General features: G+C 64.3%; 23 protein-coding genes. 8 read left to right on the top strand and 15 right to left on the bottom strand.

The genetic code is table 11. From position 1 onward, the window contains the following. Window positions 1-38 precede the first annotated feature (38 nt). The 3 genes from C41B8_RS15185 to C41B8_RS15195 all read right to left on the bottom strand — a co-directional run bounded on the left by C41B8_RS15185 (window position 39) and on the right by C41B8_RS15195 (window position 3,271). Complete coding sequence (locus tag C41B8_RS15185) at window positions 39-650, bottom strand: ABC transporter substrate-binding protein (RefSeq protein ID WP_051883632.1); 612 nt, start codon at window positions 648-650, stop codon at window positions 39-41. Between the two features lie 75 nt (window positions 651-725). Further along, complete coding sequence (locus tag C41B8_RS15190; protein ID WP_037340103.1) at window positions 726-2,294, bottom strand: OprO/OprP family phosphate-selective porin; 1,569 nt, start codon at window positions 2,292-2,294, stop codon at window positions 726-728. Between the two features lie 59 nt (window positions 2,295-2,353). Further along, on the bottom strand, window positions 2,354-3,271 hold the full coding sequence (locus C41B8_RS15195; protein WP_037340106.1) for an alpha/beta hydrolase family protein: 918 nt from the start codon (window positions 3,269-3,271) through the stop codon (window positions 2,354-2,356). A 164-nt stretch (window positions 3,272-3,435) separates the two neighbouring features. Between C41B8_RS15195 and C41B8_RS15200 the strand changes: the two genes are divergently transcribed. Together C41B8_RS15200 and C41B8_RS15205 are read left to right on the top strand one after the other, a co-directional pair. Next, window positions 3,436-4,371, top strand: a complete 936-nt coding sequence (locus C41B8_RS15200; protein ID WP_037340108.1) for a LysR family transcriptional regulator — start codon at window positions 3,436-3,438, stop codon at window positions 4,369-4,371. A gap of 710 nt (window positions 4,372-5,081) precedes the next feature. Then, complete coding sequence (locus C41B8_RS15205; RefSeq protein ID WP_156962560.1) at window positions 5,082-5,303, top strand: hypothetical protein; 222 nt, start codon at window positions 5,082-5,084, stop codon at window positions 5,301-5,303. Window positions 5,304-6,041: 738 nt separating this feature from the next. Here C41B8_RS15205 and C41B8_RS15210 read toward each other — a convergent pair. Then, the gene (locus C41B8_RS15210) at window positions 6,042-7,775 is read right to left on the bottom strand and encodes a bifunctional diguanylate cyclase/phosphodiesterase (RefSeq protein WP_156962561.1); all 1,734 of its coding nucleotides are present in this window, start codon (window positions 7,773-7,775) and stop codon (window positions 6,042-6,044) included. A 166-nt stretch (window positions 7,776-7,941) separates the two neighbouring features. Then, a complete protein-coding gene (locus C41B8_RS15215) occupies window positions 7,942-8,142 on the bottom strand; it encodes a hypothetical protein (RefSeq protein WP_037340113.1) in 201 nt (66 codons plus the stop codon). 183 nt (window positions 8,143-8,325) lie between these two features. On the opposite strand from C41B8_RS15215, the gene C41B8_RS15220 reads away from it, so the two are divergent. After that, window positions 8,326-9,276 carry a Gfo/Idh/MocA family protein gene (locus C41B8_RS15220; RefSeq protein ID WP_037340116.1) on the top strand — a complete coding sequence of 317 codons (951 nt, stop codon included), beginning with the start codon at window positions 8,326-8,328 and terminating at the stop codon, window positions 9,274-9,276. 49 nt (window positions 9,277-9,325) lie between these two features. Here C41B8_RS15220 and C41B8_RS15225 read toward each other — a convergent pair whose 3' ends face one another. Beyond that, window positions 9,326-10,105: an exodeoxyribonuclease III gene (locus tag C41B8_RS15225; protein ID WP_037340118.1), complete on the bottom strand. Its 780-nt coding sequence runs from the start codon at window positions 10,103-10,105 to the stop codon at window positions 9,326-9,328. An 85-nt stretch (window positions 10,106-10,190) separates the two neighbouring features. On the opposite strand from C41B8_RS15225, the gene C41B8_RS15230 reads away from it, so the two are divergent. Beyond that, window positions 10,191-10,670, top strand: a complete 480-nt coding sequence (locus C41B8_RS15230; RefSeq protein WP_051883634.1) for a DUF1499 domain-containing protein — start codon at window positions 10,191-10,193, stop codon at window positions 10,668-10,670. Between the two features lie 276 nt (window positions 10,671-10,946). Here C41B8_RS15230 and C41B8_RS15235 read toward each other — a convergent pair whose 3' ends face one another. The 9 genes from C41B8_RS15235 to C41B8_RS15275 all read right to left on the bottom strand — a co-directional run bounded on the left by C41B8_RS15235 (window position 10,947) and on the right by C41B8_RS15275 (window position 23,014). Then, a complete protein-coding gene (locus C41B8_RS15235) occupies window positions 10,947-13,340 on the bottom strand; it encodes an aldehyde dehydrogenase family protein (RefSeq protein ID WP_037340121.1) in 2,394 nt (797 codons plus the stop codon). Window positions 13,341-13,368: 28 nt separating this feature from the next. Beyond that, complete coding sequence (deoC, locus tag C41B8_RS15240; protein WP_037340184.1) at window positions 13,369-14,298, bottom strand: deoxyribose-phosphate aldolase; 930 nt, start codon at window positions 14,296-14,298, stop codon at window positions 13,369-13,371. Between the two features lie 92 nt (window positions 14,299-14,390). Then, entirely contained in the window at window positions 14,391-15,323 is a 933-nt protein-coding gene (gene rbsK / locus C41B8_RS15245; protein WP_037340123.1) for a ribokinase, read from the bottom strand. Between the two features lie 131 nt (window positions 15,324-15,454). Further along, window positions 15,455-15,811, bottom strand: a complete 357-nt coding sequence (locus C41B8_RS15250) for a nuclear transport factor 2 family protein (RefSeq protein ID WP_037340125.1) — start codon at window positions 15,809-15,811, stop codon at window positions 15,455-15,457. Between the two features lie 44 nt (window positions 15,812-15,855). Next, window positions 15,856-16,866 carry a sugar ABC transporter substrate-binding protein gene (locus tag C41B8_RS15255; RefSeq protein ID WP_051883635.1) on the bottom strand — a complete coding sequence of 337 codons (1,011 nt, stop codon included), beginning with the start codon at window positions 16,864-16,866 and terminating at the stop codon, window positions 15,856-15,858. 100 nt (window positions 16,867-16,966) lie between these two features. Further along, on the bottom strand, window positions 16,967-18,013 hold the full coding sequence (locus C41B8_RS15260; RefSeq protein ID WP_084189081.1) for an ABC transporter permease: 1,047 nt from the start codon (window positions 18,011-18,013) through the stop codon (window positions 16,967-16,969). A 29-nt stretch (window positions 18,014-18,042) separates the two neighbouring features. Next, window positions 18,043-19,557: a sugar ABC transporter ATP-binding protein gene (locus C41B8_RS15265; RefSeq protein WP_037340129.1), complete on the bottom strand. Its 1,515-nt coding sequence runs from the start codon at window positions 19,555-19,557 to the stop codon at window positions 18,043-18,045. Between the two features lie 62 nt (window positions 19,558-19,619). After that, entirely contained in the window at window positions 19,620-20,663 is a 1,044-nt protein-coding gene (locus C41B8_RS15270) for a LacI family DNA-binding transcriptional regulator (protein ID WP_051883636.1), read from the bottom strand. Window positions 20,664-20,932: 269 nt separating this feature from the next. Next, the gene (locus tag C41B8_RS15275) at window positions 20,933-23,014 is read right to left on the bottom strand and encodes a M3 family metallopeptidase (RefSeq protein WP_037340134.1); all 2,082 of its coding nucleotides are present in this window, start codon (window positions 23,012-23,014) and stop codon (window positions 20,933-20,935) included. A gap of 140 nt (window positions 23,015-23,154) precedes the next feature. Here C41B8_RS15275 and gor point away from each other — a divergent pair, with 140 nt between their 5' ends. The 4 genes from gor to gpmA are packed head-to-tail and all read left to right on the top strand — an operon-like array spanning window position 23,155 to window position 26,654. After that, window positions 23,155-24,504 carry a glutathione-disulfide reductase gene (gene gor / locus C41B8_RS15280; protein ID WP_037340138.1) on the top strand — a complete coding sequence of 450 codons (1,350 nt, stop codon included), beginning with the start codon at window positions 23,155-23,157 and terminating at the stop codon, window positions 24,502-24,504. After that, window positions 24,501-25,391 (top strand): alpha/beta hydrolase, encoded by an 891-nt coding sequence (locus C41B8_RS15285; protein ID WP_232226092.1) that lies wholly within the window; start codon window positions 24,501-24,503, stop codon window positions 25,389-25,391. Before gor ends, C41B8_RS15285 begins: the two co-directional genes overlap by 4 nt. Window positions 25,392-25,433: 42 nt before the next feature. Beyond that, on the top strand, window positions 25,434-25,847 hold the full coding sequence (locus C41B8_RS15290) for a 3D domain-containing protein (protein WP_037340141.1): 414 nt from the start codon (window positions 25,434-25,436) through the stop codon (window positions 25,845-25,847). Window positions 25,848-25,904: 57 nt separating this feature from the next. Next, the gene (gene gpmA / locus C41B8_RS15295) at window positions 25,905-26,654 is read left to right on the top strand and encodes a 2,3-diphosphoglycerate-dependent phosphoglycerate mutase (RefSeq protein ID WP_037340143.1); all 750 of its coding nucleotides are present in this window, start codon (window positions 25,905-25,907) and stop codon (window positions 26,652-26,654) included. The last annotated feature ends 14 nt before the right edge of the window (window positions 26,655-26,668 follow it).

Below are 26,668 nucleotides of genomic sequence, written 5' to 3' on the forward strand. Positions count from 1 at the left end.
ACCCATCAGCTTCAAGGCTTGCGGCTCGGATGAACAATCTACTGAGAGGTCACACCTAGGCCGTTCTCGTGGGTGGCGAGCGCGCTCTTGTCGAGTTTGCCGTCGACGGTATAGCTGCCGGCCTTGCGGATCGGCACCGTGATCGCCATGTCACGCAGCGCCAGCGGGTAGGCGTATTTCAGGTGGAAACGCACCGAGTACGGCCCGGTCTGTTCCACCGATTTCAGCCATTGGCCGATATGCTGCTGGGCGCGGGCGCCGTTGGCCGGGTCCATCACGAAGCGATAGGTATAGACCACGTCACGCGCGGTCATCTTCGAGCCGTCGTGGAAGTGCACGTCGTGGCGCAGTTTCACGTCCAGCGTCGTGTCGTTCTCGAAGTGGTAGGACTTCGCCAGCAACGGCTTGTAGTCGAGCGTTTTCGGATCGACCAGAAACAGATAGTCGTCGGTCAGCTGCGACAGGATGATGTAGGCGCGCTTGGTCGTATAGGTATGGTCGAGATTGCTGATCTCGGACTGGAACGCCACATCCAGCACATGGTCGTGCGTACGCTGGCCGCTGCAGCCGGAGAGCAGAGCGGCCAGGACTACGAGCATAATGGCCAGCAGGGCCGCGTATCGGTGATGGCGGATTCGAGAGCCGTACATCGATGACCTCGGACGGGGGAAAACGAAAACCCGGGGCGACCGGGCCGCGCGGCCCGGTCTTGAGCGAATCTCGGGTTAGAACATCACCTGCAGGCGGGCTTCCACGGTGTTGCCGTGATCGGGCCCCTTGTAGTCGCCGCTGCGATTGTTGGTGTACCAGAGAATGTCGTTGAGCATGATCCGGCCCCAGTCCGCCGGGTACCAGTTCACCCCGATGGTCGTGCTATGGCCATTGCCGCCCGGATAGTTGGGCTGATCGTTAAAGCTCAGTGCCTGATAGCGGGTGGCGATCTCGAAGGCGCCGTAGCCGCCGCCGGTGACCGGGTTCTTCACATGCGGGAATTTCCACACGCCGTTCTTGTGCGAATAGCCGTGGTGTTCGCCGGTCAGGAAATAGCCCGCCTCGACGCTGTAGGCGTCGTAGGCCATGTTCTCCCCGCCGGCGGAATCGCGCTGGTCGACGTGTCGATGCCCGTACTCGGCGGCGGCCGCAAACGCGCCCAGCGAGGTCGCCAGTTCGAAGCCATAGGCCTGGCTGCTCGACGGGTCACGCAACAGACGACTGCGGATGCGGACATTGTCGTTGAAGTGGCCCGCCGTGCGGATGCGTTTGTAGACCGCGCTGTCGCTGCGATCGAAGTCCTCGTAGAAGCCCCAGGCGCCCAGATGCACCATGTTCGGTCCGCGCCGCCAGGGGTTCCAGTGCACGCGTGACATATAGGTGACGTTGTCCGAGGTATCGTTGCTGCGGCCGATCGCACCGCTGGTCACCGCCAGCGAGTAGTGCCAGTTGTGGCCGTAGATCTTGCCCTTTACACCCAGGCCGTACGGTCCGCGGTCCGGTTCGACGGCGTTGTTGACGAAGTTGCGGTCCATGAACCAGGTGTTGTTAGACGAGGTCGCGCCGCTCAGGGTTCGGTCGTCGTACTTGTTGCCGAAGTAAAGTTTGACCTCGTGCCCGGCGAGCTCGAAGTCCGGCTCGATGTAGGCCGCGCGCACGCTGGCGTCGTTACCGGCCAGGTCGTATTGCAGGCGATAGTGGAGGTGATCGGCGATTTTGCCCTTGAAATCCAGACGCAGGCGCCGTGCTTCCGTGCCGCTGATATCGCGGCCGTCGCTCTTGTCGCTGTAGCGCGATCCCGACGTGGTCGAGGCATCGAACTGCAGCCGCCCGCCGATCTGAAAACTGCGCTTGCCGTCGGCGCTGACGAACTTCGGGCCGCCATCGGACAGGTCCACCGACGAATGCTGTGAGGCCGAGGCCTGTAGCAGCGCAGTCTTGTCCTGGAGCTCGCTGATCGCCTGGGTATTGCGATCGGTTTGGGCGGTGGCAGCGGGGCCGCTGGACGTGCCCGATGTGTTGGCCGCGAGCTGCGATGCGGACGGTCGGGTCGCAGCCCGCTTCGCCAGCGCCGGCTTGCTGTGCTGCGCCTGTTCCTCGGCTTCCACCTTGCTCAGCCGTTGTTGCAGCGCCTGGATCTGTTGCGATTGCTTGGCCAGTTGCGCCGCCTGCTGGCGGACCAGGTCCGCCAACGAGGCGCGGCTGGGCGGGTTGTCGGCCGCCATCGCGGTGACCGGCACCGCGGCGGCCACGATGATCCCTACGAGCGCACGCATGCGTGCGCCGTGATGATAATCACCCATGAGTCTCCTCCGAGTCGTGTTATGTCGTGCCGGGCATCGAATGGCCCGGTCGGGGTTGTCTAGTCGGCCACCGCGGCGAAATAGGACGCCGCGAAAGGCGTCATCTGCGCCGGGGTATGGGTCACGCCCGGGATGACCCAGCGTTGCCAGTTGAATGGCGTATCCAGCCGTTTCGCCAGACGTTTGGCGTACTGGAATTCATAAAGCGAGCGCGCAACGCGTGTATCGCCCTGAGCGTTGGCATAGCGGTTCTGGCGCATGATCGTGTTACGCCGCCGGTTGTCCGCGCCGCCGATCAGGATGAGTACGTGTCGGCCGAGATAGGTCTTGAGATCGGCATCGGTGATCTGCGGGACGTCGGCGATGCCGTAGGGCCAGTTCACCTGGCGATCGGGCACGGTGTACCAGCCGGCCGCGCCCACGATGATGTGGTCCACGCGGGCGTTCGGCATGAACATCGCGAATCGATGCGCGAACTGGGCGCCGGCGCCGTGGCCGTAGAGATCGTAGCTCGTACGTTCGGTGGTCTGGCGGTTATGACGAAAATCATCGAACACGCGGCCGACCAGCGTGAAGGCCCAGAGCGACTTCGGGTTGAGCGTGTCCGGCTTGGCCCGGCCAATCGCCTCGCGATGGGTGGTTGCATGAAAGACGTTGCCCAGGTTGTAGCCGTTCGAACCGCGATATGGATCGCGCTTGAACAGCGGTACCAGGACCATCAGCCCGTTCTGCTCGGCCGGACCAATCCAGCTGTCGCGATACTCGGCCGCATTGCGGCGCAGGCCGTGCAGCACGAACACTACCGGCATGTCCGGCTTGTAATTGCGCGGTTTGTAATAGAAGACGGTGACGTTCTTGTCGGTCGCCGTGTCGTGATAGACATACTGTCCGGCGCCGGCGGGCAGTTCATGTGCCGCGCCCGCGAATGCCGCGCTTGCCGCCAGCAGAAATAAAACAAATACCAGTAGTCGGGCCATTTCTCCTCCGTATCCGCCATGGATTAATTCTGTTCGGGTGTCGGCGGACGTCCCCTTTTTTGTGCCGACTAGAGTTCACCAGGGGGCGGGCGGGGACAAATCTAAAGATGCGATCAACTCATGCGCTTTTTGCATGAGTCGCGATCCACGGCTAGGCTCGCGTGATGAATATCAAGGCGCTGCGACTGTTCCGGCAGACCGTCATCCGGGGTTCGCTGGGGGCGGCGGCCGAGGCCATGAATACCAGCCAGCCGGCGGCCAGCCGTCTGATCGCCCAGCTCGAGCACGAGTTGCGGCTGACGCTGTTCGAGCGCTCCGGCCGGCGCCTGATGCTCACCGAAGACGGCCAGCAGTTCTTTCGCGAGGCCGAGCACATCGTCTCCGGGCTGGACGAGATTCCGGCCATCGCCGACACCATCCGGGACAAGGCCCGCCGCCGGTTCCGCGTGATGTCGGCGGCGCGCATCGCTCAGGGGCTGGTCGCGCCGGCACTCACCCGCATGCGCACCGAACATCCCGAGATCGCGATGCAGATCGATCTGTATTCGCGCACCGAGCTGGAAAAACGTCTGGGCGTTGGCGTTTACGACCTGGGCGTGATTTCGTTGCCGGTGTCTACCTCGCTGCTCGATATCCGATCGGTGGAATTGGTGCGCGTACGCGCCGAGGCCATGATGCACGCCGATCATCCGTTGGCAGCCAAAGAGGAAATCACCGCCCACGACCTGGCCGGCGAACCACTGTTGGGGCTCAATCCGGGCCAGATCTGGCGCGATCATGTCGACCTGTTTCTCAAGGCCGGCGGCGTGGATTCCGAGCACATCGTACAGACCAGCTCATCGCTGATTGCCTGCCAGATGGCGCGCGACGGGGCGGGCATTGCTATCTTCGACCGGCTCTGTGCGCCGGCCATCGACATGCGTGGTGCGGTGATGCGGCCGCTCGCTCCCGAGCGTTGGCTGTCGTTCGGCTATGTCTACAGCGAACGTGACGGGCCCAGCGCGGAAACCGAGCTGCTAGTCGCCACCATGCGCGACGTGGTCGAAGCCATGCGGGCACGCGGGCCCTCCTATCGAGCCTCGATCGTGCTGTCGGAGTGAAGCACGGAGCCGAATTTGGGCGTTGGTCAAAAGTGACGAAAACTCAATATTTTCAAAGCCGTCTGGGCCGGCTTCAATAAAAAAATACGTTGGTATTGCGATAAGCGTCGCAAGTGATGAACGTGAACCGGGTTTCGAGCCGAGCGTCCGCGCCTGTAATTCAGGTTTGCCCCCGGGTGATGCGACCCATGCGGTATCGTCGATGGATGCCATCAATCAATCGAGCCGGGCATTAACGCGATCGTCAAGCCGATCGACGACATCTCGTATCAGACCAATCTGCGGGTATTGAATGCTTCGGTCGAGGCCACGCGCCGGGAAGCACGGTCGGGGTTTTGCGACCGCGGCGACCAAAGTGCGTCAACTGGCCGCGCGATGTGCGACGCGGCGCATGACATCATGGCGCTGGCCGACGATAGCATTCGCACAGTCGACGCCGGGGGACAACAAGGGCGCCGGCCAGCCGGAGCCCAAGCCCGAGAGCGACCGCGCCGACATGTCGGCAGTGGGCCCGTACGCGACGTCAAGCCGTGATGACGACGATTCGTTCGAACCGGATCGGGCGGCCTGCGCCTATAGGCCGGCTTCAGCTTTCGACATTGCGCGACGGGCTCCGTAGAATCACGGATGAACAACATCGGCGCTCTTGCGAGGGGCGAGTGCGTCAGCGTGTTGCGCACCGGGCTGCTCGCAGTATTTCGGAGGCCGTGATGATTAGATCAACCGACGTGTTTACCGTGGTATGTCCCAACCCCGACTGCGGGCAGGCGATCGACCGCTCGGCCTGGTGGCTGTTGCAGCGTGAGGCGTACAGCGCCTGTCCCGCCTGCGGTGCCGATATGGCCAAAGCGATCGATGAGCAACGGATGGCACTCTGCCGCGACGGCTATGCCGATGCCGAACAGGCTCGAGAGATGCCGATCGCATCGTAACGGGCGAGTGATGCTCGATACGGTTTGAACTGTGCAGACGCGTTTGTTCCAGAGCGTGTCGCCGTGGGATACGCTTATCCGCAGATCAACGTAAATCACAGTCAATCGGTGGTGTGCTGATTCGTTGGCGCTGATGTTTTCAGTGCGCCAGGGAACGCAAAGGGCGGAAACGGTGGGTCGGGTTCGCGATGCTCTGCGGTTTCAGGGCCCCGCACGACTTTTCTCTTCGTCGGCTGCGGCGTTGATGGGTAGCAGCCATCGGCCGGTTTGGGCGGCGGACCGTAAGTCGACATGGCCGGCCGCGCCGGCGAATGCGGAATAACGTCTCTATCGGATGACGTGAATCCGCTATGCCGCGCGCGTACGCCCGTATCGGTTTCATCTGCGCCATTGGTGGATTGGTCTGTTTGCCGGACGAAGCCCGAAAAGCATGGCGGCGCCCAGCCGAGACCTCTAGGGCGTGTTGAGGTTTCGTCCGAGTCCGCGCCAAGCGCTGTTTTGCGGCAAGACGAGGCGTAGCGAACGCGGCGTAGTCTTTCTACGCGAGAGAGCTATAACGCTGTATTGCCGCAAAACAGCGCTTGTCCCTTCGGGTTGGGCCGCAAATCCCGCCCGGCGGCGTTGCAAGTCTGGGTCGTGGCACGCTACGACGCGGCGACTCGCGCCTTGCCGGTCACGATTTGCGGACGCCAACGCGGCGCTCGCACGAAACCTCAACACGCCCTGGGGCGCCGAGAGCTATAACACGCTGGCGGCGACTACGGCGTTGCCGCCGTGCTTGGCCGCTTCCTTGAGCTGCGTGATGACGGATAAAAAGGTGTATTCGGTTCGGTCGCTCCTGCCCGGCGCGACAGCGAGCAGCGCGCAGCTGGCCGACAGTAATGGAAATTCGGTCGGTCGGCCGCGTCTATCTAGGCCGACCAGAAAGCCGGCTTGACGATCGGCATCGGTATACAGCGATTGCACGCTAAAGCGAAATCCGTCGAGTACCCGTTCCGCGGTGCGGGCGACCTCATCGTAGGTTTCGTCGCGCGTCGCGACGAAGAAGTCGTCGCCGCCGATATGACCAATGAAAGCGCCCAGTACGGCGAAGTGCTTCTGCAGGATTTCCGCGAACATCCGTAGCACGCGATCGCCCAGACGGAAGCCATAGGCATCGTTGAAGACCTTGAAGTTATCCAGATCGAAATACAGCAGTGCGACACTTTGATCGGTGTTTTCCAGTTCGTTGATCAAACGTTCGATGGATGGATTGCCGGGCAATTTCGTTAGCGGGTTCTGGTCGCGGGCCAGTTCGAGGTTGCGTTCCTGGACTGCCAGAACGAGCGCCTCGGCGCTCAGCACCCCCAGATAGGCACCGTCGTCGGTAATGAGCACGCCGTCCCGGCTCGGACTCATCGCGTACTGCTCGAGAATGAGATCGATGCCGGTGTGTACATCGGCGATCGGGCAGCGCCGAAGAAAAAGCTCGAGATACTCGTCGCGCCCCTTGCGTGACAACAGCTGGCGGCCGTAGGGCGAGTAGATATATTCCTTGAGCTCCGTTTCGCGAATCATGCCCAGGGGATGACGGTTGTCATCGAGAAACGGAAAGAACGACCGCTCGGGGTGGCGGCGGAATGCGTCGAGGATATCTTCCATACGCATGCCGACATCCAGCGCGGGCGCCAAATCGAGCTGTTCGTGCACCGATTTCACGCGGTCCTGTTTCTTGCGTCGATCGGCCGCGCGTAATTCGAGTACCGCCGGATAGTCGGGTCGCAAGTCGGCCAGGTCACGGGTCGGGCGCTGAATCAGATAGCCCTGCACCAGATCGCAGCCGATCTCGCGGCAGGTATAGAACTCCGCAGCGGTTTCCACACCTTCCGCAACGACGCTGATGCCCAATGTCTTGGCCAGGCTCACGACGTGGGAAACGAACACTTTCTTGCGATGATTAGCGCCGATGTCGGAAATGAAATAACGGTCGATTTTTACGTATTCGGGGTTGGTGTCGAACAGCAGCGACAACCCCGAAAAGCCGGTGCCGAAGTCGTCGAGCGCCATGCGAATGGTGCTGTCGCGATATTTTTCCAGCACCCGGTATGACCCGGCATCGCGATTCAGATGATTGCGCTCCGATACTTCCAGCACGACCGACGACGGATGGAGGTTGTATTGCTCGAGCGCCCAGACCGTGCGTTTGGGGTTGTATGCCGCGCTGTTGAAGAGCCGGTTGTCGATATTGAAGAACAGTCGCAGGTGGCGACTGAAAGGTACTCGGCTGAATTTCTCGAAGGCCAGGCGTTTGAGCAGGGCATCGGTTTCGATCAGCAGATCGTGCGTGTGGGCGAAGTCGAGGACGGCATCGATGCTGGCGAGCCCGGTTTGATTCCAACCTCGCATGAGCGCCTCGACGCCATAGCAGCGTCCGCTGTTGATGCTTACGATCGGCTGGAAGGCGTAGTCGATGTGCTGTGCCAGACGATCCATGAAATCGTCGGGGCTCGGTGGCGTGGCAAGCTCAGACGCCAGCTCCTCAGGCGCCGACACTGCTGAAGGCACAGTCAATTGCGTATCCTCGGCTGGCGGGGCGTGCCGTCGTGATCGGCCCCGAATGAAACTAAGAAAGGGCGAAATCCCTTCGTTTACTAAACATTCATCCACAGCACTCGATACACGTTGCCCGCCGGATGTCGTCCTTGTAGACCGGTGATGACGCCCAGTCGATGCGGTCGATCATGGGTCCGGCATAAAACAGTGGGCACGCCGCCGTGTGTTCGACGCCTTCAAAATGGAAGATCGTGTTTTCGGTCTTTGATTTTTCAAAGGCTTGGCGGCCGATGGCCGCGGCGAGCACGCGATCGCATGCGTCGTATTCAAGCCGGCATCACGTGATTCGCGTGCCGGATTAATAACCGACACTAACGCCGGTATGTTGCGGTATCGTGTCGCCGCCGCGATCCGGCCAACCGACGGGCTGTTTCTGTCGCCGTCTAACGCGCTCGTTACACTAGGGCCTTCGCGGTTCGTCAGGGCATATATGAAAATCGTAGCGATCGGCGCCGGCGCCTGGGGCAAGAACATCATCCGCAACCTCGAGGAACTCGGTGCCTTGGCGGGTATCGTCGAGGGCAACAATCAGCGGCTCAATGCCTATGCCGAGGCCAACCCCGATCTCGCGGTATACGCCGACTGGCGGGCGGCGCTGGCGTCCGATTGCGAGGCCGTGGCGATCGCCACGCCCACGCCCACGCACCACGAAATCGCGCTGGCCGCGATCCGGGCGGGCAAAGACGTATTCGTCGAAAAACCGATGACCCACAGCGCGGTCGATGCGCGCGAGCTGGCCGACGCGGCCGACGCGGCCGGCCGTATTCTCATGGTCGGTCATCTGTTGATGTATCAACCGGCGATCGCCTGGATCAAGGATTACGTCGAAGCCGGCGAACTGGGCGAGCTGTTCTCGATCCGGCACGAGCGGCTCAACCTCGGCCGGGCCCGCAGCGCCGAGAACGTGATCTGGGATATCGGCGTGCACGATATGGCGATCATGCTCTATCTGACGGGCGAGGCGCCCGAACGCGTGCGCGGCACCGGGCATCGCATGCTGGGCCTGCCGGTCGAGGACGAAGTCCATGTGCATCTGGAGTTCGCCGGCGGCATCCGCGGCAACATCTATACGTCCTGGCTGTGGCCGGAAACCACGCGCCGCACGATGCTGCGGGGCTCGCACGGCATGCTCGTCTACGACGAAGTGGCCCAGACCGTCACCCATCACCGCAAATGGATCGACGCCGATCTACAGAATCACGACGAGGGCAGCGAAGTCGTCCATCGCGGCGACGGCCAGCCCTTGCGGCTCGAACTCGCCCACTTCATGGATTGCGTGAACACCCGAGCCCGTCCGCGCTCGGACGGCGCCAGCGCCGTGACGGTGATCGAAACGCTGGAGCGCATCAACGCGGCGGTCGCGGAATCCAGCCGCTACTGAGCCCGCCGGCCGGTACGTTGACCGGGTCGGCCGATGGGCCGCCGCGCGCTCAGGCGATATCGAAGGTGCCGACGACCGGCACGTGATCCGACGGCCGTTTGCGGCCGCGTTCGCCGACGTGGGCACGGCAATCGCTGCACACCTGGGCCAGCGCGTTCGACGCCAGCACATGGTCGATGCGCAGGCCCGCATTACGAGCCCAGCCGCCGTTGCGATAATCCCACCAGGTGAAGCGATGCCGGCCTTCCTTGTCGGCTTCGAAGGCCCTCCAGCAGTCGGTGAGCCCGGCATCGAGCAGGGCCTGCAACGCAGCGCGCTCGGGTGGCGAGCACAGGATGCGGCCTTCCCATTTCTCGGCGTCGTAAGTGTCTTCGGGCCGCGGGGCGACGTTGAAATCGCCGGTGAGGACGAGCTTGTCGTGCGCTTCGAGCTCGCGCGCCAGCCATTCGCGCAGGGCCTCGAACCAGGCCAGCTTGTAGTCGTAGCTCGGGTTGTCCAGATCCTTGCCGTTCGGGCAGTACACCCCGATCACACGAACATCGTCGACCGTGCCCGCGATCACTCGCTTGTGATCGTCCTCGAAGTCCGGCAGCGCGGTGACGATATCCTGGGCCGGATTCTTGGATAGCAGGGCCACGCCGTTGTAGGTCTTCTGGCCCGCGAACACGCTGTGATAACCGGCCTCGGTGAGCTCATCGGCGGGAAACTTGTCGTCCGTGAGCTTGGTTTCCTGTAGCGCCAGCACGTCGACCGGATTCTTCTCCAGCCAGGCGGTGACGTGCGGCAGACGCACGTTGAGCGAGTTCACGTTCCAGGTGGCGATTTGCATGGCGGAAGTCCCAGACTGCGGCAGCGATTGGTAGCGCCCGGCGTGGTGTAGAGTCAAGAACGACGGCACCCAGCAGCGAGCGGTCATGCCCCGTGTCTTCGACAAGTCGATCCACAAGCCGATGGCGACCGCTATTGTAATGGTTGCGGCCCTCGCTGGCTGCGGTGCCAGCCCGCCGAAGCAGTTCCGGATCGACGCCAACCATTTCACGCCGTGTGCCCACGCACCGCATTGCGTATCCTCGCAGGCCGAACCCAGCGATGCGCACTACGTGCGCCCGCTGGCCTACCACGGCTCGGCCCGGCAGGCGAAGCAAACCCTGATGGCGGTACTCAGGGGCGAGGACAACGCGAGAATCGTCTCCGCCAAGGGCCACTTCGTGCATGCCACGTTCACCACCACGCTGGGTTTCGTGGACGATGTCACTTTCATCATCCAGCCGGCCGCGGCGGTCATCGACGTGAAATCGTCTTCGCGTATCGGCTACTACGATTTCGGCGTCAATCGCGACCGGGTGGCGCGGATTCGCAAGGCGTTCGAAGCCCGGCTCGCCGCGGCACGTTAGCGCGCGCTTCAGACCTCTTGCCATAGGACGGCAACCACCAGCACTCGCGGGGCCGCCACGTCGGATGATGTTCCGTGAATGGATGCCTGATGTAACGAGGACGTCACCGGGCGGCGGATAAGGGCATGAGCGAGAGCATCGGCGTAGGTCGGCTTGGGCCGCAGGCCGTAAGCCGACATTATGGAGTGCACCGCCCCTCGCGGATCGGCCTCCACGCCCTGGCGGAATAGCGTCTCAGTCCGAGCGCCGCCGGCCGAAACGGCCGGCGGCGTGCTTTCATTCGCCGTAGGGTATCCACACGTTCTTGACCTGGCTGGCATGCCCCAGGATTTCGCGGGCATGGCCGGCGCCGAGGGCGAGCCAGTCCAGCGCCCGACCTTCGTGGGTCCAGACCGTCTTCAGATTGCTCGTCGATCGGGTTTTCATGTCGGCTACGCCGGCTGGCGGGCCAAAGTACCAGAGTGCATCGACCCCCATGTGATCGGCCAGTACCGGCGCCAGTTCCGTCGGCCGCCCGGTGACGATATTGAGCACGCCGTCCGGCAAATCGCTGGTCTCGAGCACCTGGTAGAAGTCGGTGGCGAGCAGCGGGCAACGCGCGGACGGGATCGCGACCACACGATTGCCGAGGGCGATCGCATGCAGCGCCAGGCTCACGAATGCCAGCAGCGGTGCTTCGGCCGGGCAGACGATGCCGATCACGCCCATCGGCTCGTGCAGGGCGGCGGTGAGCACCCGGCCGGGCGGGTTGTGCACGGCGCCGTCGTACTTGTCGGCCCAGGCGGCCGCGCTGAAGGCCTGCGAGATGGCTTCGTCGATCTCGGCGCCGGCCTGTTGGGCGCTGGCGCCGGATAGGCGTGCTTCGCGGGCCGCGAATTCATCGCGTCGCTGGGCCAGATTCTCGGCCATGTAGTAGAGGATCTGGGCCCGGGCATGTCCGTCCTGGCGCGCCCAGCCGGCGGCAGCACGCGCGGCTTCGACCGCGTCGCGAATATCCTTGCGATTGCCGAGCGAAACATCCGCCACATGCTGGCCGTCGGCGGCCACGATCGGCTGGCTGTAGCCGCCGTCCGGGCGTTTCTGCTTGCCGCCGATGTACAGCTTGGCCGTGCGATCGATGCCGAACGCGGCCGAGGGATCGCCGGCCGGCGCGGCGGCGCCGAGTTCGTCGCCGGTGTCGAGCGGCAGCATCGGCAGGCGCTGCTCCCAGGCCGGGCGCAGATAGGCGGCGAGTCCTTCGCGACCGCCTTCGCGGCCATAGCCGCTCTCGCGATAGCCGCCGAAACCACAGGCGGCATCGAACCGATTGGTGGTGTTGATCCAGACCACGCCGGCCTGGATCCGCGGCGCCAGTTCGAGCGCGACGTTGATGTTCTCCGACCAGACGCTGGCGGCCAGGCCGTAGGCCGTGTTGTTGGCGAGCATCACTGCTTCGTCCGGGGTGCGGAAAGTCATGGCGGTGAGGACCGGGCCGAAGATCTCGGTCTGGGCCGCGGTTGAGGCCGGGCCGACGTCGGTGAGCAGCGTCGGCGGATAGAACAGGCCGGTCTCCGGCAGCGGGCACTCGGCCTGGTGGCAGGTCGCGCCCTCGGCCACCGCCTGATCGACCAGACCGCGGATGCGTTCGAGCTGGACCGGCGCCACGATGGCGCCGATATCGATCGCCTTGTCCAGCGGATTGCCGATGCGCAGCGTGTTCATGCGTCGTCGCAGCTTGGCCAGCAGCCGTTCGGAGACAGCCTCGTGCACCAACAGGCGCGAGCCGGCACAGCACACCTCGCCCTGATTGAACCAGATGCCGTCGACGATGCCTTCCACCGCGGAATCGAGATCGGCGTCGTCGAACACGATGAAGGGCGATTTGCCGCCCAGTTCCAGGGTCAGCCGCTTGGCGCTGTCGGCGGTCTGGCGGCGGATCTCGCGGCCGACCTCGGTGGAGCCGGTGAAGGCGATCTTGTCCACATCCGGGTGCGCGACCAGGGCCGCCCCGGTCTCGCCGGCCCCGGTGACGATGTTCACCACGCCATCCGGCAGGCCCACGTTCCGGCACAGCTCGGCAAAGGCGAGCGCGGTGAGCGAGGTGAACTCGGCCGGCTTGAGCACGACCGTATTGCCGGCGGCGATCGCCGGGGCGATCTTCCAGGCCAGCATCAGGAGCGGAAAGTTCCAGGGGATGACCTGGCCGGCGACGCCGAGCGGCTCGTGGTCCGGGAATTCGGAGGCCAGGATCTGGGCCCAGCCGGCGTGGTGATAGAAGTGGCGTGCGACCAGCGGGATATCGATATCGCGGGTCTCGCGGATCGGCTTACCGTTGTCCAGCGTTTCCAGCACGGCCAGACGCCGGGCATGTTTCTGGATCTGGCGGGCAAGCGCGTACAGATAACGGGCCCGCATATGGCCGGGCGTATCGCGCCAGGCCGGAAACGCCTTGCGCGCGGCGGCCACGGCGCGGTCGACGTCGGCGGCGCTTGCGCTGGCGATCGAGGCCAGCGTCTCGCCGCTGGCCGGATCGTGGCTGTCGAAACGCGTGTCGTCGGTGGCGGGCTGCCACTGGCCGTCGATGAACAGATCGAATCGGCGATCGTGGGCGTCCAGCCAGGCGTGGGCTTCGCGGGCATCCTCGGGCGCAGGGCCGTAGTCCATCATGGCGAAGGCTTCTAGTGTGTTCATAAGATTTCTCCAGGCTTGGCCGTCGGGCTCAGGCCACGGGATGCCGGTAGTCGACCGAATAGCGGCCGCTGACGTGATGTTCCAGTTGCCGCTCGATATCGCCGAGCAGCGAGCTCGCGCCGAAGCGGAACAGGCCCGGGTCGAGCCACTCGCGGCCCAGTTCCTCGCGGATCATGGCCAGCCAGTCGAGGGCGGCCTTTGCCTTGCTGATGCCGCCGGCCGGTTTCAGGCCCACACGCATGCCGGTGCGCTCATGGTAGTCGCGGATCGAGCGCGCCATGACCAGGCCCACCGGCAGCGTCGCGTTCACGGACTCCTTGCCGGTCGAGGTCTTGATGAAATCAGCGCCGGCCATCATGCAGACTAGGCTGGCGCGGCCGACGTTACGCAGCGTGGACAGATCGCCGGTGGCGAGAATGGTCTTCATGTGCGCCTCGCCGCAGGCTTCGCGAAACGCCAAAACCTCGTCGTAGAGCGCGTCCCAGTGCCCGCCGAGCACATGGGCTCGGGTGACCACGATATCGATCTCTTGTGCGCCGGCGGCCACCGAGCGACGGATTTCGGCCACCCGCTCGGCGAACGGCGACAGCCCGGCCGGAAAACCGGTGGACACGGCCGCGACCGGGATGCCGGTGCCGGCCAGTGCCTCGACCGCGGTTTCTACATAGGCGTGGTAGACACAGACCGCCGCGACCTGCAGATCGAGCGATTGGACGCCCAGTGCCTCGATCAGATCGGCACGTACCGGGGTCTTCGCCTTGTGACAGAGCCGGCGCACGCGTTCGGCGGTGTCGTCGCCGGACAGGGTCGTCAGGTCGATGCAGGAGATGGCTTTCAGCAGCCAGGCCGCCTGCCAGACCTTTTTCACGCTGCGGCGCTTGGGCAGCGTGGCGGCACGGGCTTCCACCGCGCTCAGGTTGATGCGCACGTCGCGCACCCAGTCCAGGTCCAGCGCCATGCCGCGGTTATCGGGATGGAACTGCGGCCGGGCGGTGACGCGCGCCGTCGGTTCGTCGCCGGATTTCGGTGTTTGTTTCTTGGCAGTCTTGCTCACGATGCAGTCTCCAGCAGGGCACGGGTTTCGGCACGGCTCGGCATCGAGGGCGCCGTGCCCTGGCGGGTGACGGACAGGCCGGCCACGGCACAGCCGGTGCGCGCGGCTGCCTCCAGCGGGGCGCCGGCGGCCAGGGCGGCGACGAAGCCGCCGTTGAAGGCATCGCCGGCGCCGGTGGTATCGCGCAGTGGGCCGGCCGAGAAGGCAGCGATCCGGCCTTCGTAGGCGTCGCCGCAGACATAGACGCCTTCGCCGCCGAGGGTGATCAGGACGTTGGCGACGCCCCAATCGCGCAGGGTACGGGCGGCGCGTTGGGCGTCCTCGAGGTTATTCACCGCGTGGCCGACGAGCGCTTCGGTTTCGGTCTCGTTCGGCGTCAGGTAGTCGACCATGGCGAGGATATCGCGCGGGATCGACCGGGCCGGCGCCGGGTTGAGCACGACCGGCACACCGTTACCGGCCGCCACGGCAATGGCATGAAAACAGGTCTCGGCCGGCAGCTCCAGTTGCGAGACGAAGACTGCGGAGCCGGCAATCGTATCTGTGGCAGCGTCGATATCGGCCGGGGTCAGCCGGTCGCAGGCCCCGGGCACGATGAGGATGGCGTTCTCGCCGCGTTCGTCGTCGACGATAATCGTGGCGGTGCCGGTCGGCTGATCGGGATCCTCGCCAACGTGGCGGCGGCCGATGCCTTCTTCGGAAAAGACCTCGCGGGCCATCGCCGCGAAATGATCCTGACCGAGGCGCGTGATCAGTTCCACCGACGCACCCTGGCGGGCGGCGGCGACCGCCTGGTTGGATCCCTTGCCGCCGGGGCCCATCGCGAAATGCCGCCCGTGCAGGGTTTCGCCCCAGGCGGGCATGCGCTCGGTCCGGCATGCAAGATCGACGAAGAACGCGCCGAGAATGGTGACAAGTGGGCTCGTCATGGAGAAATACCTGGGTTGGGCACCGCCGGTGCGGCGTGCTTGCCGGGTCGGCGGTGCCGGTCATCCGTGAAGCCGGACCGCCCCGGAATCGAGGCCGGGGCGGTCTGGCGTTCAGCGTGGCCGTGGGCGGGTCAGCCCAACTCGGCCGGGTCGAAGTACACGTGAACGCTCTGCAGCTTGTCGTTGCCGACGCGAACCACGTTGACCCCCTCGAGCGGAAACGGCCGATCCTTGTGATCGTGAAACAGCGACTGCCACTCGAACGCGCCCTGGTCGCCGTCCTCGACTGCGCCGACGATATCGACGCTCAGTTTGGGGAAACGATCAACGCTGTCCTGGTAGAAGCGCCGGATCTCGTTCTTGCCGCTCAGCCGGCCCATACCGGGCACGACCATCTCGGCGTCGTCGGCATAGCATTCCATGATGTCGTCGACGTTGCGGGTGCATTCGATGCGCCAGTAGTTCTCGATCACTTTGCGTGCGGTCATGTTGTCTCCTCGATTATTGCGGTTCGCCCGGTATCCGGCCGCGCTCAGTTCTTGTAGTCCTTGATGTATTGCTGGATGGCCTTGACCGACTCCGGCGAGGAGTAGTTCTTCGAGGTCACCAGGTGGTAGGGCAGCGGCTTGTATTTCGGGACATCGGCCTTCTTGCCGGTGAACACCTGGTGCAGCATGTCGACCGCGGTTTCGCCCATGGTGATCGGGCTCTGCAGCACCGAAGCCTTGATCACGCCGGATTTGATGTAATCGATTTCACCCAGGTCAGCATCAAAGCCGACGACGGTCACCTTGTTCTCCAGATGCATGCGCTTGACCGCCTGGGCGACGCCGAGCGCGGAGCGGTCGTTGGCGCCGAAGATCACGTTGATGTTCGGGTTGCGCTCGAGCATCGTCGTGGCTTCCTTCATCGCCTTTTCCGGCAGCGAATGGCTGATCTGAATGCCGGCGAACTTCATCCCCGGATGCTTGGCCATTTCCTCCTTGAAGCCCTTCTTGCGCGCTCGGCCGGAGGTGGTCGACAGGTTGTAGTCGATGATGGCGTACTCGCCCTTGCCGTGGACCGCGTTCGCCGCGAACCTGGCCACGGCGGCTGCGGCCTTCTCGTTGGGCACACCGGTGAACGACACGGCCTTCATCGGGGTCAGGGTGGAATCGGTCGCGATGACCGGGATATTGGCGGCCATCGCTTTCTTCACCGGCGGCAACAGCGCGGTCGGGCTGTAGGGCACCAGGATGATGCCGTCGACGTGGCGGGTCACCGCGGTATAGACCATGCCGATCTGCTTGCTCACGTGCACCGATACCGAAGGCGCCTGGAAGATCGTGCGATAGCCGTACTTGGCGGCCGCCTTCTTGACGCCCTCGTATTCCTGAAGGAAGTAAGGGGTCGCGTTGGACGACGGGATGAATTCGATGGTCTTGGGCGTATCGGCTGCGACGGCCGCGGTCGACAGCAGCGCCGTGCCCGCGATGGTGAGGGCGGCGCTGGCGCTCAGAGCGAGCCGGCGGCTGGCGCGGCGGGATTGCTTGCGGTGGTACATGGTCTCCTCCTGGGATGTTTTCTTGCTTTGTTGTTCGCGGCTGGGGTTGTTTGGATTGCACCGGATGCGACGCCGCGCTCGCATGGTTGCCGGATGGGAATCAGATGGCCGCGCGTTTGCGGAACGAATCGATGAACACGGCGACAATCACCACGCAGCCGAGAATCACGGTCTGGGCGTAGCTGGATACACCGACGAGTTCGGCGCCATTGGACAGCACGCCCAGCAGCAGCACGCCGAGAATCGAGGCCCAGACGGCGCCCTGGCCGCCGAACAGGCTGCCGCCGCCGATGACCACCGCGGCGATCGAGTCGAGCTCGTAATTGGCGCCGGCCGTGGGCAGGGCCGAGTTCACATAGGCCGTGAGCAGCACGCCGCCGACCGCCGACAGCGCGCCGGAAATCACGAATACGATCACCGTGTTCAGCCGGACCGGCAGTCCCGACAGCAGGGCCGCGCGCGGGTTGCTGCCGATGGCGAAAACGCTGCGGCCGAAGCGGGTGCGTGACAGCACCACCTGGGCGATGACGGCGAGCACGATGCTCACGATCATGATGTAGGGCAGGATGCCGATGGCGGCCGTGCCGAAGTCGTTGAAGGCGGCGGGCAGCTGGTAGATCGGCTGACCACCGGTGAGCAGCAGGGCGGCGCCGCCGGCGATACTGAGTGTGCCCAGCGTGGCGATGAATGCCGGCACGCGGGTGAATGCTGTGAGTACGCCGTTGAACAGGCCGACGACCACGCCGGCCGCGATCGCCGCGATCACGCCGAGCGTGATGCTGCCGGTGGCGGTCATGACCTGGGCGCCGATGATGCCGGAAAGGCCGACCACGGACCCCTGCGACAGATCGATGCCGGCGGTCACGATCACAAACGTCTGCCCGATCGACAGCACCGCGATCACGGCGATCGAATTGAGCAGGGTGAGCATGTTGCTTTCGGTGAGAAAGAACGGCGAGATGATCGTGAACGTCACGAACAGGGCGATCAGGGCCGCGGCGACAAGCGACGAATTGAGCAGCTGAAAGATCATCGCCTGCATCGATCGGCGGCGCGGTGCGGCGTCGTGACTCGATGCGGCCGGGGAACCGGCACGGCCTTCAGCCATGTCCGAGTGGGCGGGATTGGTTACTTGTTGGGCAGTCATGTTGTATTGATCTCCTCCAAAAACGGCGGCTAGGCGTCGACGACGCTGGCATCGCCCATGGTCTGGTCCAGAAGCAGGTTCTCGTCGGCTTCGCCCCGGTTGTGCATGGCCACCAGCCGCCCTTCGCGGAACACCACGATGCGGTCGGATATGCCGAGCAACTCCGGGTTGTAATTCGATATGAAGACGATGCAGTGGCCGGAATCGGCCAGATCCCGGATGTGCTGATAGATCTCGGCCTTGGAGCCGATGTCGATGCCCTTGGTGGGGTTGTTGAGAATCAGGCAGGGCCGGTCGTAGAGAAACCAGCGGCCGAGCACGAGCTTCTGCTGATTGCCGCCGGACAGATTCCGGGCGGGCAGCGAAGGATCGCCCGGGCGTACGCCCATGTGCGCCATCTCGTGTTCGATCAGCTCGCGTTCGCGGTGGCGGCGCAGAAAGCCGCTGCGATGCACGAGCGGGCTGTCGGGGGCGGCGATCAGCGGCAGGCTGATGTTGGTGGCCGACGACAGATCCTGCAGCAGCGCTTCGGTGCGGCGGTCCTCGGGTACATAGGCGATGCCGGCCTTGAGCGCCCGGGCGGCCGAATTCAGCCGGGTTTCCTCGCCGGCCACCTGCAGACGGCCGCCGGTGGGCCGGCGCAGTCCGCCCAGCACTTCGCCGAGCAGCGCGCTGCCCGAGCCCACGGCGCCGGCGACGCCGAGGATCTCGCCGGCCTGGATCTCCAGATCGACCGGCTCGAGGCCCGGGCAAGTGATGCCGTCCAGGCGCAGGAACGCTTTCCGGCTCGCGTCCGTGCCGCCCGCCGCCGCGGGGAAGAAGTCGGTCAGCGTGCGGCCGAGCATGGCGGCCAGAACCTTCTCGTTGTCGACGTTCGCGATCTGTTCGTCCATCGTCATCTGCCCGTCGCGCAGGACGGTGACGCGGTCGGCGACGGCGAACACCTCTTCCAAATAATGCGAGACGAAGATCACCGTGTAGCCGTTGTCGCGCAGGCGGCGCATGGTGTCGAGTACCGGGCGCACCTCTTTCTGCGTGAGCGATGCCGTGGGCTCGTCGAACAGAATGATCCTGGGTGAGCGGCTCAGACACTTGAGAATCTCGACGATCTGCTGCTCGGCGACCGTGAGCTGGGCGACCGGTCGCGACAGATCCACTGCCGGAAAGCCCAGGCGTTCGCGCAGGGCATCGGCCTCGGCGGCGAGCTGGCGCAGCCGCATCAGCCCCAGGCGCGAAGGCTCGTGGCCGATGAAGATGTTGGCGTAGCCGGACAGCGTCGGGAACAGGCTCAGTTCCTGAAAGATCAGGCCGACGCCGGCACGCGACGCCTTGGCAGGGTCGGAAAACACGACCCGTTCGCCGTTGAGACGGACCTCGCCGCTGGTGGGTTGCTGGGCGCCACCGAGCACCTTGAGCAGGGTGCTCTTGCCCGAGCCGTTCTCGCCGGCCAGGGCATGGATCGTGCCCGGTTCGATATCGACGCTGACGCCCTTGAGCGCCTGCACGGCACCGAAGCGCACCGACAGATCGCGAACGCTTAGCATGTTGTCTCCTCCGGCGCGGGATTCGAGCCCGCGCGCTTTTTCTTTAATTCTTGGTCGGCAGCTCAGCTGCCGTTGGTCTGGTGTTTCATGGCGAGCGCACCGCCTCGCGGTGGCCGGCACGATTCGCGTTCGATCAGATGTGTGGGCAGCACGATGCGTTGGCGCTCGGCCGGCGTCTCGGCATCGTTGTGGGCGAAACTCTTGAGCAGCAGCCGGGCGGCGATCGCGCCCTGTTCGACCGCCGGCCGGTCGATGACGGTCAGCGGCGGATTGAGCATCGAGGCCATGTCGAGGTCGTCGAAGCCGATCACCGACATCTCGTCGCCGATCGCCACCCGATTGGCCTGCAGCGCCTTGAGCGCGCCCATGGTCATCAGGTTGTTGGCACAGAAGACAGCCGTCGGCGGCTTGTCGAGCGCGAGCAGCTGTTCCATGGCATCGTAGCCGCTGGATTCGCGGAAATTGGCGACTCGGCGATAGGCTTCCGGCGCCTCGATGCCTGCGTTGCACAGTTCCATCAGATAGCCGTCGTAACGGCCCCGGCCCGGCGTCGTGTTGAGCGGGCCGCTGATGATGGCGACGTCGGTATGGCCCAGCTCGATCAGATGACGAACCGCGGCGCGGGCGCCGCCGACGTTGTCCACCAGCACGCTGTCGAGATCGCCGCCCGAGAGCTCGCGGTCGATGAAGACCAGCGGCAGGCCCCGTTCGAGCACCTGGAGCGGGGTGTCGTCCTGTTCGGTGGTCGGCGCGAGGATGATGCCGTCGACCCGGTTCATCGCCTCCAGCAGGACCTGTTCCTCGGTCTCGGGCGACTCATCGCTGTTGCAGACGAAAATGTTGTAGGGCGTGGACCGGAACACCGATTCCACGCCTTTGACCACCGATGCGAAATAAGGGTTGGTGATGTCGGGCACCACCATCGCGACGACGTAGTGAATCCCCGACCGCAGGCTGCGTGCCGCCATCGCCGGCCGATAGCCCAACTCCTCCACCGCGCGGCGAACCGCGGCCTCGGCGCGAATCTTCTCGCCGGCCATGTAGCGGGATACGGTGGCCGTGGACACGCCGGCCCGTATGGCCACGTCGTTGATCGTGGGCGTCATCTGCTCTTCCCGAGCTGTTTCTGTAATCGTTTACAGTTTTGATATCAGCATAATTTGAGGGTGTCAAACGGGATTGGGCGTTTGTAATCCGAAAGTCGATACTCGTCAGCGGCAAGCTGTCGGCGTTTCGAAGGCGCGCAGGGCGCGACGCCGCGGGGCGGGAATACGGTTCGGGAGACGCGCGAACCGTTGCGGCGTATGGGGTGGCGCCCGTCGCCCGGCCTGTCGTCAGACCGGGCGACGGCGCGCGGGTTGCCTGTCGGGCTTGATCAGGCCGCTTTCGGCCCGGTCAACCCGCTGTGGCGCAGCAGCGCGTCGATCGAGGGTTCGCGGCCACGGAAGGCGACGAAGCTGTCCATGGCGTCGCGGGTAGCGCCACGTTCCAGCACTTCGGTGAGGAAACGGCGCCCGGTTTCGACGTCGAACAGGTCGGTTTCCTCGAACGCCGAGAACGCATCGGCCGACAGTACTTCGGCCCATTTATAGCTGTAGTAACCGGCCGCGTAGCCGCCCGCGAAGATATGCATGAAGGCGTGTGGAAAGCGGTTGAACGCGGGGGCGGGCAACAGCGATACCTCGGCGCGCACCTGGTTGAGCGTGTCCATCACGGCGGCGCCGCGTTCCGGGTCGAAATCGCGATGGAGGCGCAGATCGAACAACGAGATCTCGACCTGGCGCAGCATCTGCCAGCCGGCCATGTGGTTGCGGGCCGCCGAGAGCTTGTCGAACAGAGACTGCGGCAGGGTCTCACGGGTCTCGTAATGCGCCGCGAACAGGTCGAGCGATTCGCGATACCAGCACCAGTTCTCCATGAACTGGCTGGGCAGCTCGACGGCGTCCCATTCCACACCGGAGATACCGGCCAGCGAGGGCCGCTCGACGCGCGTCAGCATGTGATGCAGGCCGTGGCCGAATTCATGGAACAGAGTGGTGACTTCGCCGTGCGTCAGCAGCGCCGGCTTGCCGCCCACCGGCGGCGAGAAGTTGCAGGTGAGAAACGCCAGCGGTTTCTGCACGCCGCCGTCGTCCATCACACGCCGGTTCTGGAATGGATGCATCCAGGCGCCGCCGCGCTTGCCTTCGCGGGCGTACGGGTCGAGATAGAACACGCCGCGCGAGCTGCCGTCGGCGTCGGTGATCTCGTAGACGGTGACATCCGGATGGTAGACCGGTACGTCTTCCCGTGCGTGGATGTTCACGTCGTAGAGGCGCTGGGTGACCTTGAACAGGCCGTCGATCACCGCCGGGGCCGGGAAGTAGGGCCGCAGGTCCTCGTCGGAGAAGTCGTAGCGGGCTTCCTTGAGTTTTTCGGCGTAGTAGGAGATGTCCCAGGCGGCGAGATCGTCGATGCCGTCCTCGGCCGCGAGTGCTGTCAGCGCGTCCAGTTCCTCGCGGGCCGGGGCGAAGCTGCGCTCGGCCAGATCCAGCAGGAAGGCTTCGATCTGGGCCGGCGATTCGGCCATCTTGCGGGCCAGCGAGCGCTCGGCGTAGTTGTCGAAGCCGAGCAGATTGGCCGCCTCGTGTCGCAGCGCGAGGATCTCGTCCATGATCGCCGAGTTGTCGTACTCGCCGGCATGCGGGCCGACGTCCGAGGCCCGGGTCGAGAAGGCTTCGTACACTTCCGTGCGCAGCGCGCGATCCTCGGCGTAGGTGAGTACGGCGATGAAGCTCGGCGCATCGAGCGTGATCAGCCAGCCGTCCATGTCCTTGTTGGCCGCATTCTGGGCCAGCAGGTCGAATGCGGACTGGGGCAGGCCTTCGAGCGCGGCATGATCGGTGATGTGCTTCTGCCAGATCTGGGTGGCGTCCAGCAGGTTCTGCTGGAACGCCGTGGACAGCTCCGACAGCCGCTGGGCGATCTCCTTGTAGCGGGCCTTGGCCTCGTCGGGCAGGGCCACGCCCGCCAGCTCGAAATCGCGCAGGCGGTCGGTGATCACGCGCTGACGGGTGGCATCGAGCGTTTCGAATTCGGGCGCATCGCGCAGGGCCTTCACGGCCTCGTACAGCGCCGTGTTCTGGCCGACTTCCGAAGAGAACGCCGTGAGCTTGGGTATGCAGGCCTGGTAAGCCTCGCGCCATTTGGGCGAGTCCATTACCGCATGCATGTGCGCGACCGGCGAAAACGCGCGCTCAAGACGATCCTCGGCGTCTTCCACCGGGGCAATGAGCTCGGCCCAGCTCGTGGCCGTCGCGTCGGTCGTGCAGCGCTCGACCGCGGCCTGCGCCTCGGCGATCAAAGCATCGACCGCCGGTTCCGCGTGTTCCGGGGCCAGCCGTTCGAAATCCGGCAGCTCGCCGGTCTCCAGCATCTCGAGAAGCGGATTGTCGGCGGGTTCAGTCACTGCGCTCATGGATCGTCTCGTCGGCCGTTGTCGTTAATCCGATGATGATGCGGCGCGTAGGGCCGCAATCAAGAGCCCTGCCTCGCTGGTCGGGGCTGTCGCGGCGTGCCTACAATGCTCGCATTCGATTGAATGATGGACGATAAACCATGTCCGAGTCTTGTGATCTGCTCGTGATCGGCGGTGGCTCCGGCGGTATCGCCACGGCACGCCGGGCGGCGTCCTACGGTGCGAAAGTCGTGCTCGTCGAACGGGGCCGTCTGGGTGGCACCTGCGTCAACGTCGGCTGCGTGCCCAAGAAAGTGATGTGGCATGCCGCCGAATTCGCGACCCATGCCGCTCATGCCCACAACTATGGCTTCAACGCGGTGCCCCAGGATCACGACTGGTCGAAGCTGGTGGCCAATCGCGAGACCTACATCAAGCGCCTGAACGGCATCTACGACCGCAATCTGGACAAGAGCGGCGTGGAATACGTCGCCGGTGAGGCGCATTTCGTCGATACCCGGACGGTGGAGGTCGACGGTCGGCAGATCAGCGCGACGCATGTCCTGATCGCCACCGGCGGCAAGCCGCGCTGGCCGGAGATTCCGGGCGCCGCGCTCGGGACCGATTCGGACGGGTTTTTCACCTGGACGCAGCGCCCCGAGCGCGTGGCCATCGTTGGCAGCGGTTATATCGCCTGTGAACTGGCCGGCGTGCTGAACGCGCTCGGCAGCCAGGTCACCCTGCTGCTACGCAAGGATCACGTGCTGGCTGGCTTCGACGCCATGCTCGGCGAGACGCTGATCGAGCGCATGCGCGCGGCCGGCATCGATATTCACATGAAGCGCCAGGTGGCCGAACTCACCGAAGGCGACGACGGCATCATTGCGCGCTTCGAGGACGGCAGCACGATCGGCGGTTTCGACGAACTGATCTGGGCGATCGGGCGCGTACCCAACACCGAAGCCCTTGGTGTCGAACACACCGGCCTGGAGCTGCATTCCGACGGCACGGTGCCGGTCGACGAATGGCAGGACACGCCGGTCGAGGGTATCCATGCGCTGGGTGATGTCACCGGCGCCATCGAACTTACCCCGGTGGCCATCGCGGCCGGGCGCCGTCTGGCGGATCGTCTGTTCGGCGGCATGCCGGATCGACGGCTGGACTACCACAACATTCCCACGGTGGTATTCACGCATCCGCCGATCGGCACCGTCGGGCTGTCGGAAGCCGAGGCGCGCGAGGCCTACGGTGACGACGCCGTGAAGATCTACACCAGCCATTACGTGGCGCTATACCACGGCGTGCTCGACGAAAAAACGCCGTCAGACATGAAGCTGGTCTGTGTTGGCGAGGACGAAAAGATCGTCGGCGCGCATGTCATCGGCGATGGTGCCGATGAGATGACCCAGGGCTTCGCGGTGGCGGTGAAGATGGGCGCCACCAAGCGAGACTTCGACGATACCGTGGCCATTCATCCGACCAGTGCGGAAGAATTCGTGACCATGACGTGAGCCGTCGTGGGCGTCAGCGTCTCATGCGGGCGGCGACCGTGAGCCTGCTCGGGCCGCTGCTGGCTGCCTGTTCCGGCCAGTTCTGGGTCAATACGCTGGTGCCCCGCTGGGGCTACGACCGGCATTCGGATATCGCCTACGGCGATCAGCCGCGCCAGAAACTCGATGTCTATGCGCCGGACAAGCCTGCGCCCGGGCATCCGGTGGTGGTGTTCTTCTATGGCGGCAGCTGGCAGACGGGCAACAAGGACGGCTATCGGTTTGTCGGCGAAGCGCTAGCTTCGCGCGGTATTACGGCGGTGCTGCCGGACTATCGCCTATATCCCCAGGTCAAATTTCCGACCTTTGTCGACGACGGTGCGGCGGCCGTCGCCTGGACTCGAGCCCATATCGCCGATTACGGCGGCGATGCCTGTCATCTGTTCGTGGCCGGCCATTCAGCGGGCGCGCATATCGCCGCGATGCTGGCGACCAACGCTACGTATCTAAACGACGCCGGTGCCTCGGTGCGCGATCTGTCGGGCTTTATCGGCCTGTCCGGGCCCTATGATTTCCTGCCGATCAAGGACCCGGCGCTGCAGAAGATTTTCGCGCCGAAGTCGGAATGGCCGCGCACGCAGCCGATCCATTTCGTGGACGGCAACGAGCCGCCGATGCTGTTGCTGCATGGGGGCGCCGATACCACGGTTCTGCCCAAAAATACGACGAATCTGGCAGCGAAGGTCAATGAAGACGGCGGATCGGCCAAAGTGAAAATCTATCCGGGCGTGAACCATGTCATGCTGCTTGCGCCCCTTGCTGCAGCGCTTCGCTTCAAGGGCGACGAGCTCGATCGCATTGCGGATTTCGTCAATCTGCAGGTCGCAGACAGGCCCTGTTCAGTTTGACTGATTATAATCCCGCGCTCGCGAACAGCCGAGGGACCGGATATGCGCCGAAAGGTACGCGCCGCTGCCTGTGCGGGCTTGCTGCTGCTGATAAGTTGTGGTGTTGCCAACGCAGAATCCGTTGAGTGGAAAACGTTGAGCGTGGCCGCATCGGCCTACAACTCCGTAGCTTCACAGACCACCAAGCACGACCCATCGGTCGCGGCCTGGGGTGACGTGCTCAAGCCCGGAATGCACGCGATCGCGGTCTCGCGCGATCTGATCAAAAAAGGTCTCACTCACGGCACCAAGGTCAAGATTCAGGGCCTGCCGGGGATCTACGTCGTGCGCGACAAGATGGCCGCGCGCTGGACCAACAAGATCGATATCTACATGGGCCACGATGTCGCCAAGGCGCGCGACTGGGGCATCCAGCACGATATTCGTATCCTCTATGTCGAGAACGACAACAGCTGACCCGGCCTGTGCGCGTGGTAATCTGCGTGCTCGTTACCCATCATCGAAGGAGAGGTCATGGCCGGCCAGCTGGTACTTCTGCGCCACGGACAAAGTCAGTGGAATCTGGAAAATCGTTTCACTGGATGGGTCGATGTCGACCTGAGCGATACGGGGCGTGAAGAAGCAAAGCAGGCAGGCAAGCTGCTGGCGGACGAGAATATCCGCTTCGATATTGCCTTCACCTCGGTTTTGACCCGTGCGATCAAGACGCTGTGGCTCGCGCTCGGCGAGATGGACCAGCCCTGGGTGGACGTCGAACGCCACTGGCGGCTCAACGAACGTCACTACGGCGGTCTGCAGGGCCTGGACAAGTCCGAAACCGCCGAAAAGCACGGCGACGAACAGGTTCACATCTGGCGCCGCAGCTATGATACGCCGCCGCCGGCGATGGATCTCGACGATCCGGGGCATCCGCGTCACGATCCGCGCTATGCCAAGCTCGATGCCCGCGTCCTGCCGGGTACCGAATCCCTCAAGCTCACGCTCGAACGCGTGCTGCCCTATTGGCACGATGCGATCGCGCCGCGGCTGAAAGCGGGCGACAACGTGCTCGTCGCCGCGCACGGCAACAGCCTGCGGGCGCTGGTGAAATATCTCGACGGCATCGCCGACGACGAAATCACCGGGTTGAATATCCCGACCGGTATTCCGCTGCGCTATACGCTCGATGACGAGCTCAACGTCATCGAATCGGCCTATCTCGGCGACGCCGAAGCGGCCGAAGCGGCAGCCAAGGCCGTCGCGGACCAGGCCAAGAACAAGTAATCGTCAGCGGCGGC

The organism is Salinisphaera hydrothermalis C41B8 (assembly GCF_000732535.1).
In the GTDB taxonomy this organism is placed as follows: domain Bacteria; phylum Pseudomonadota; class Gammaproteobacteria; order Nevskiales; family Salinisphaeraceae; genus Salinisphaera; species Salinisphaera hydrothermalis.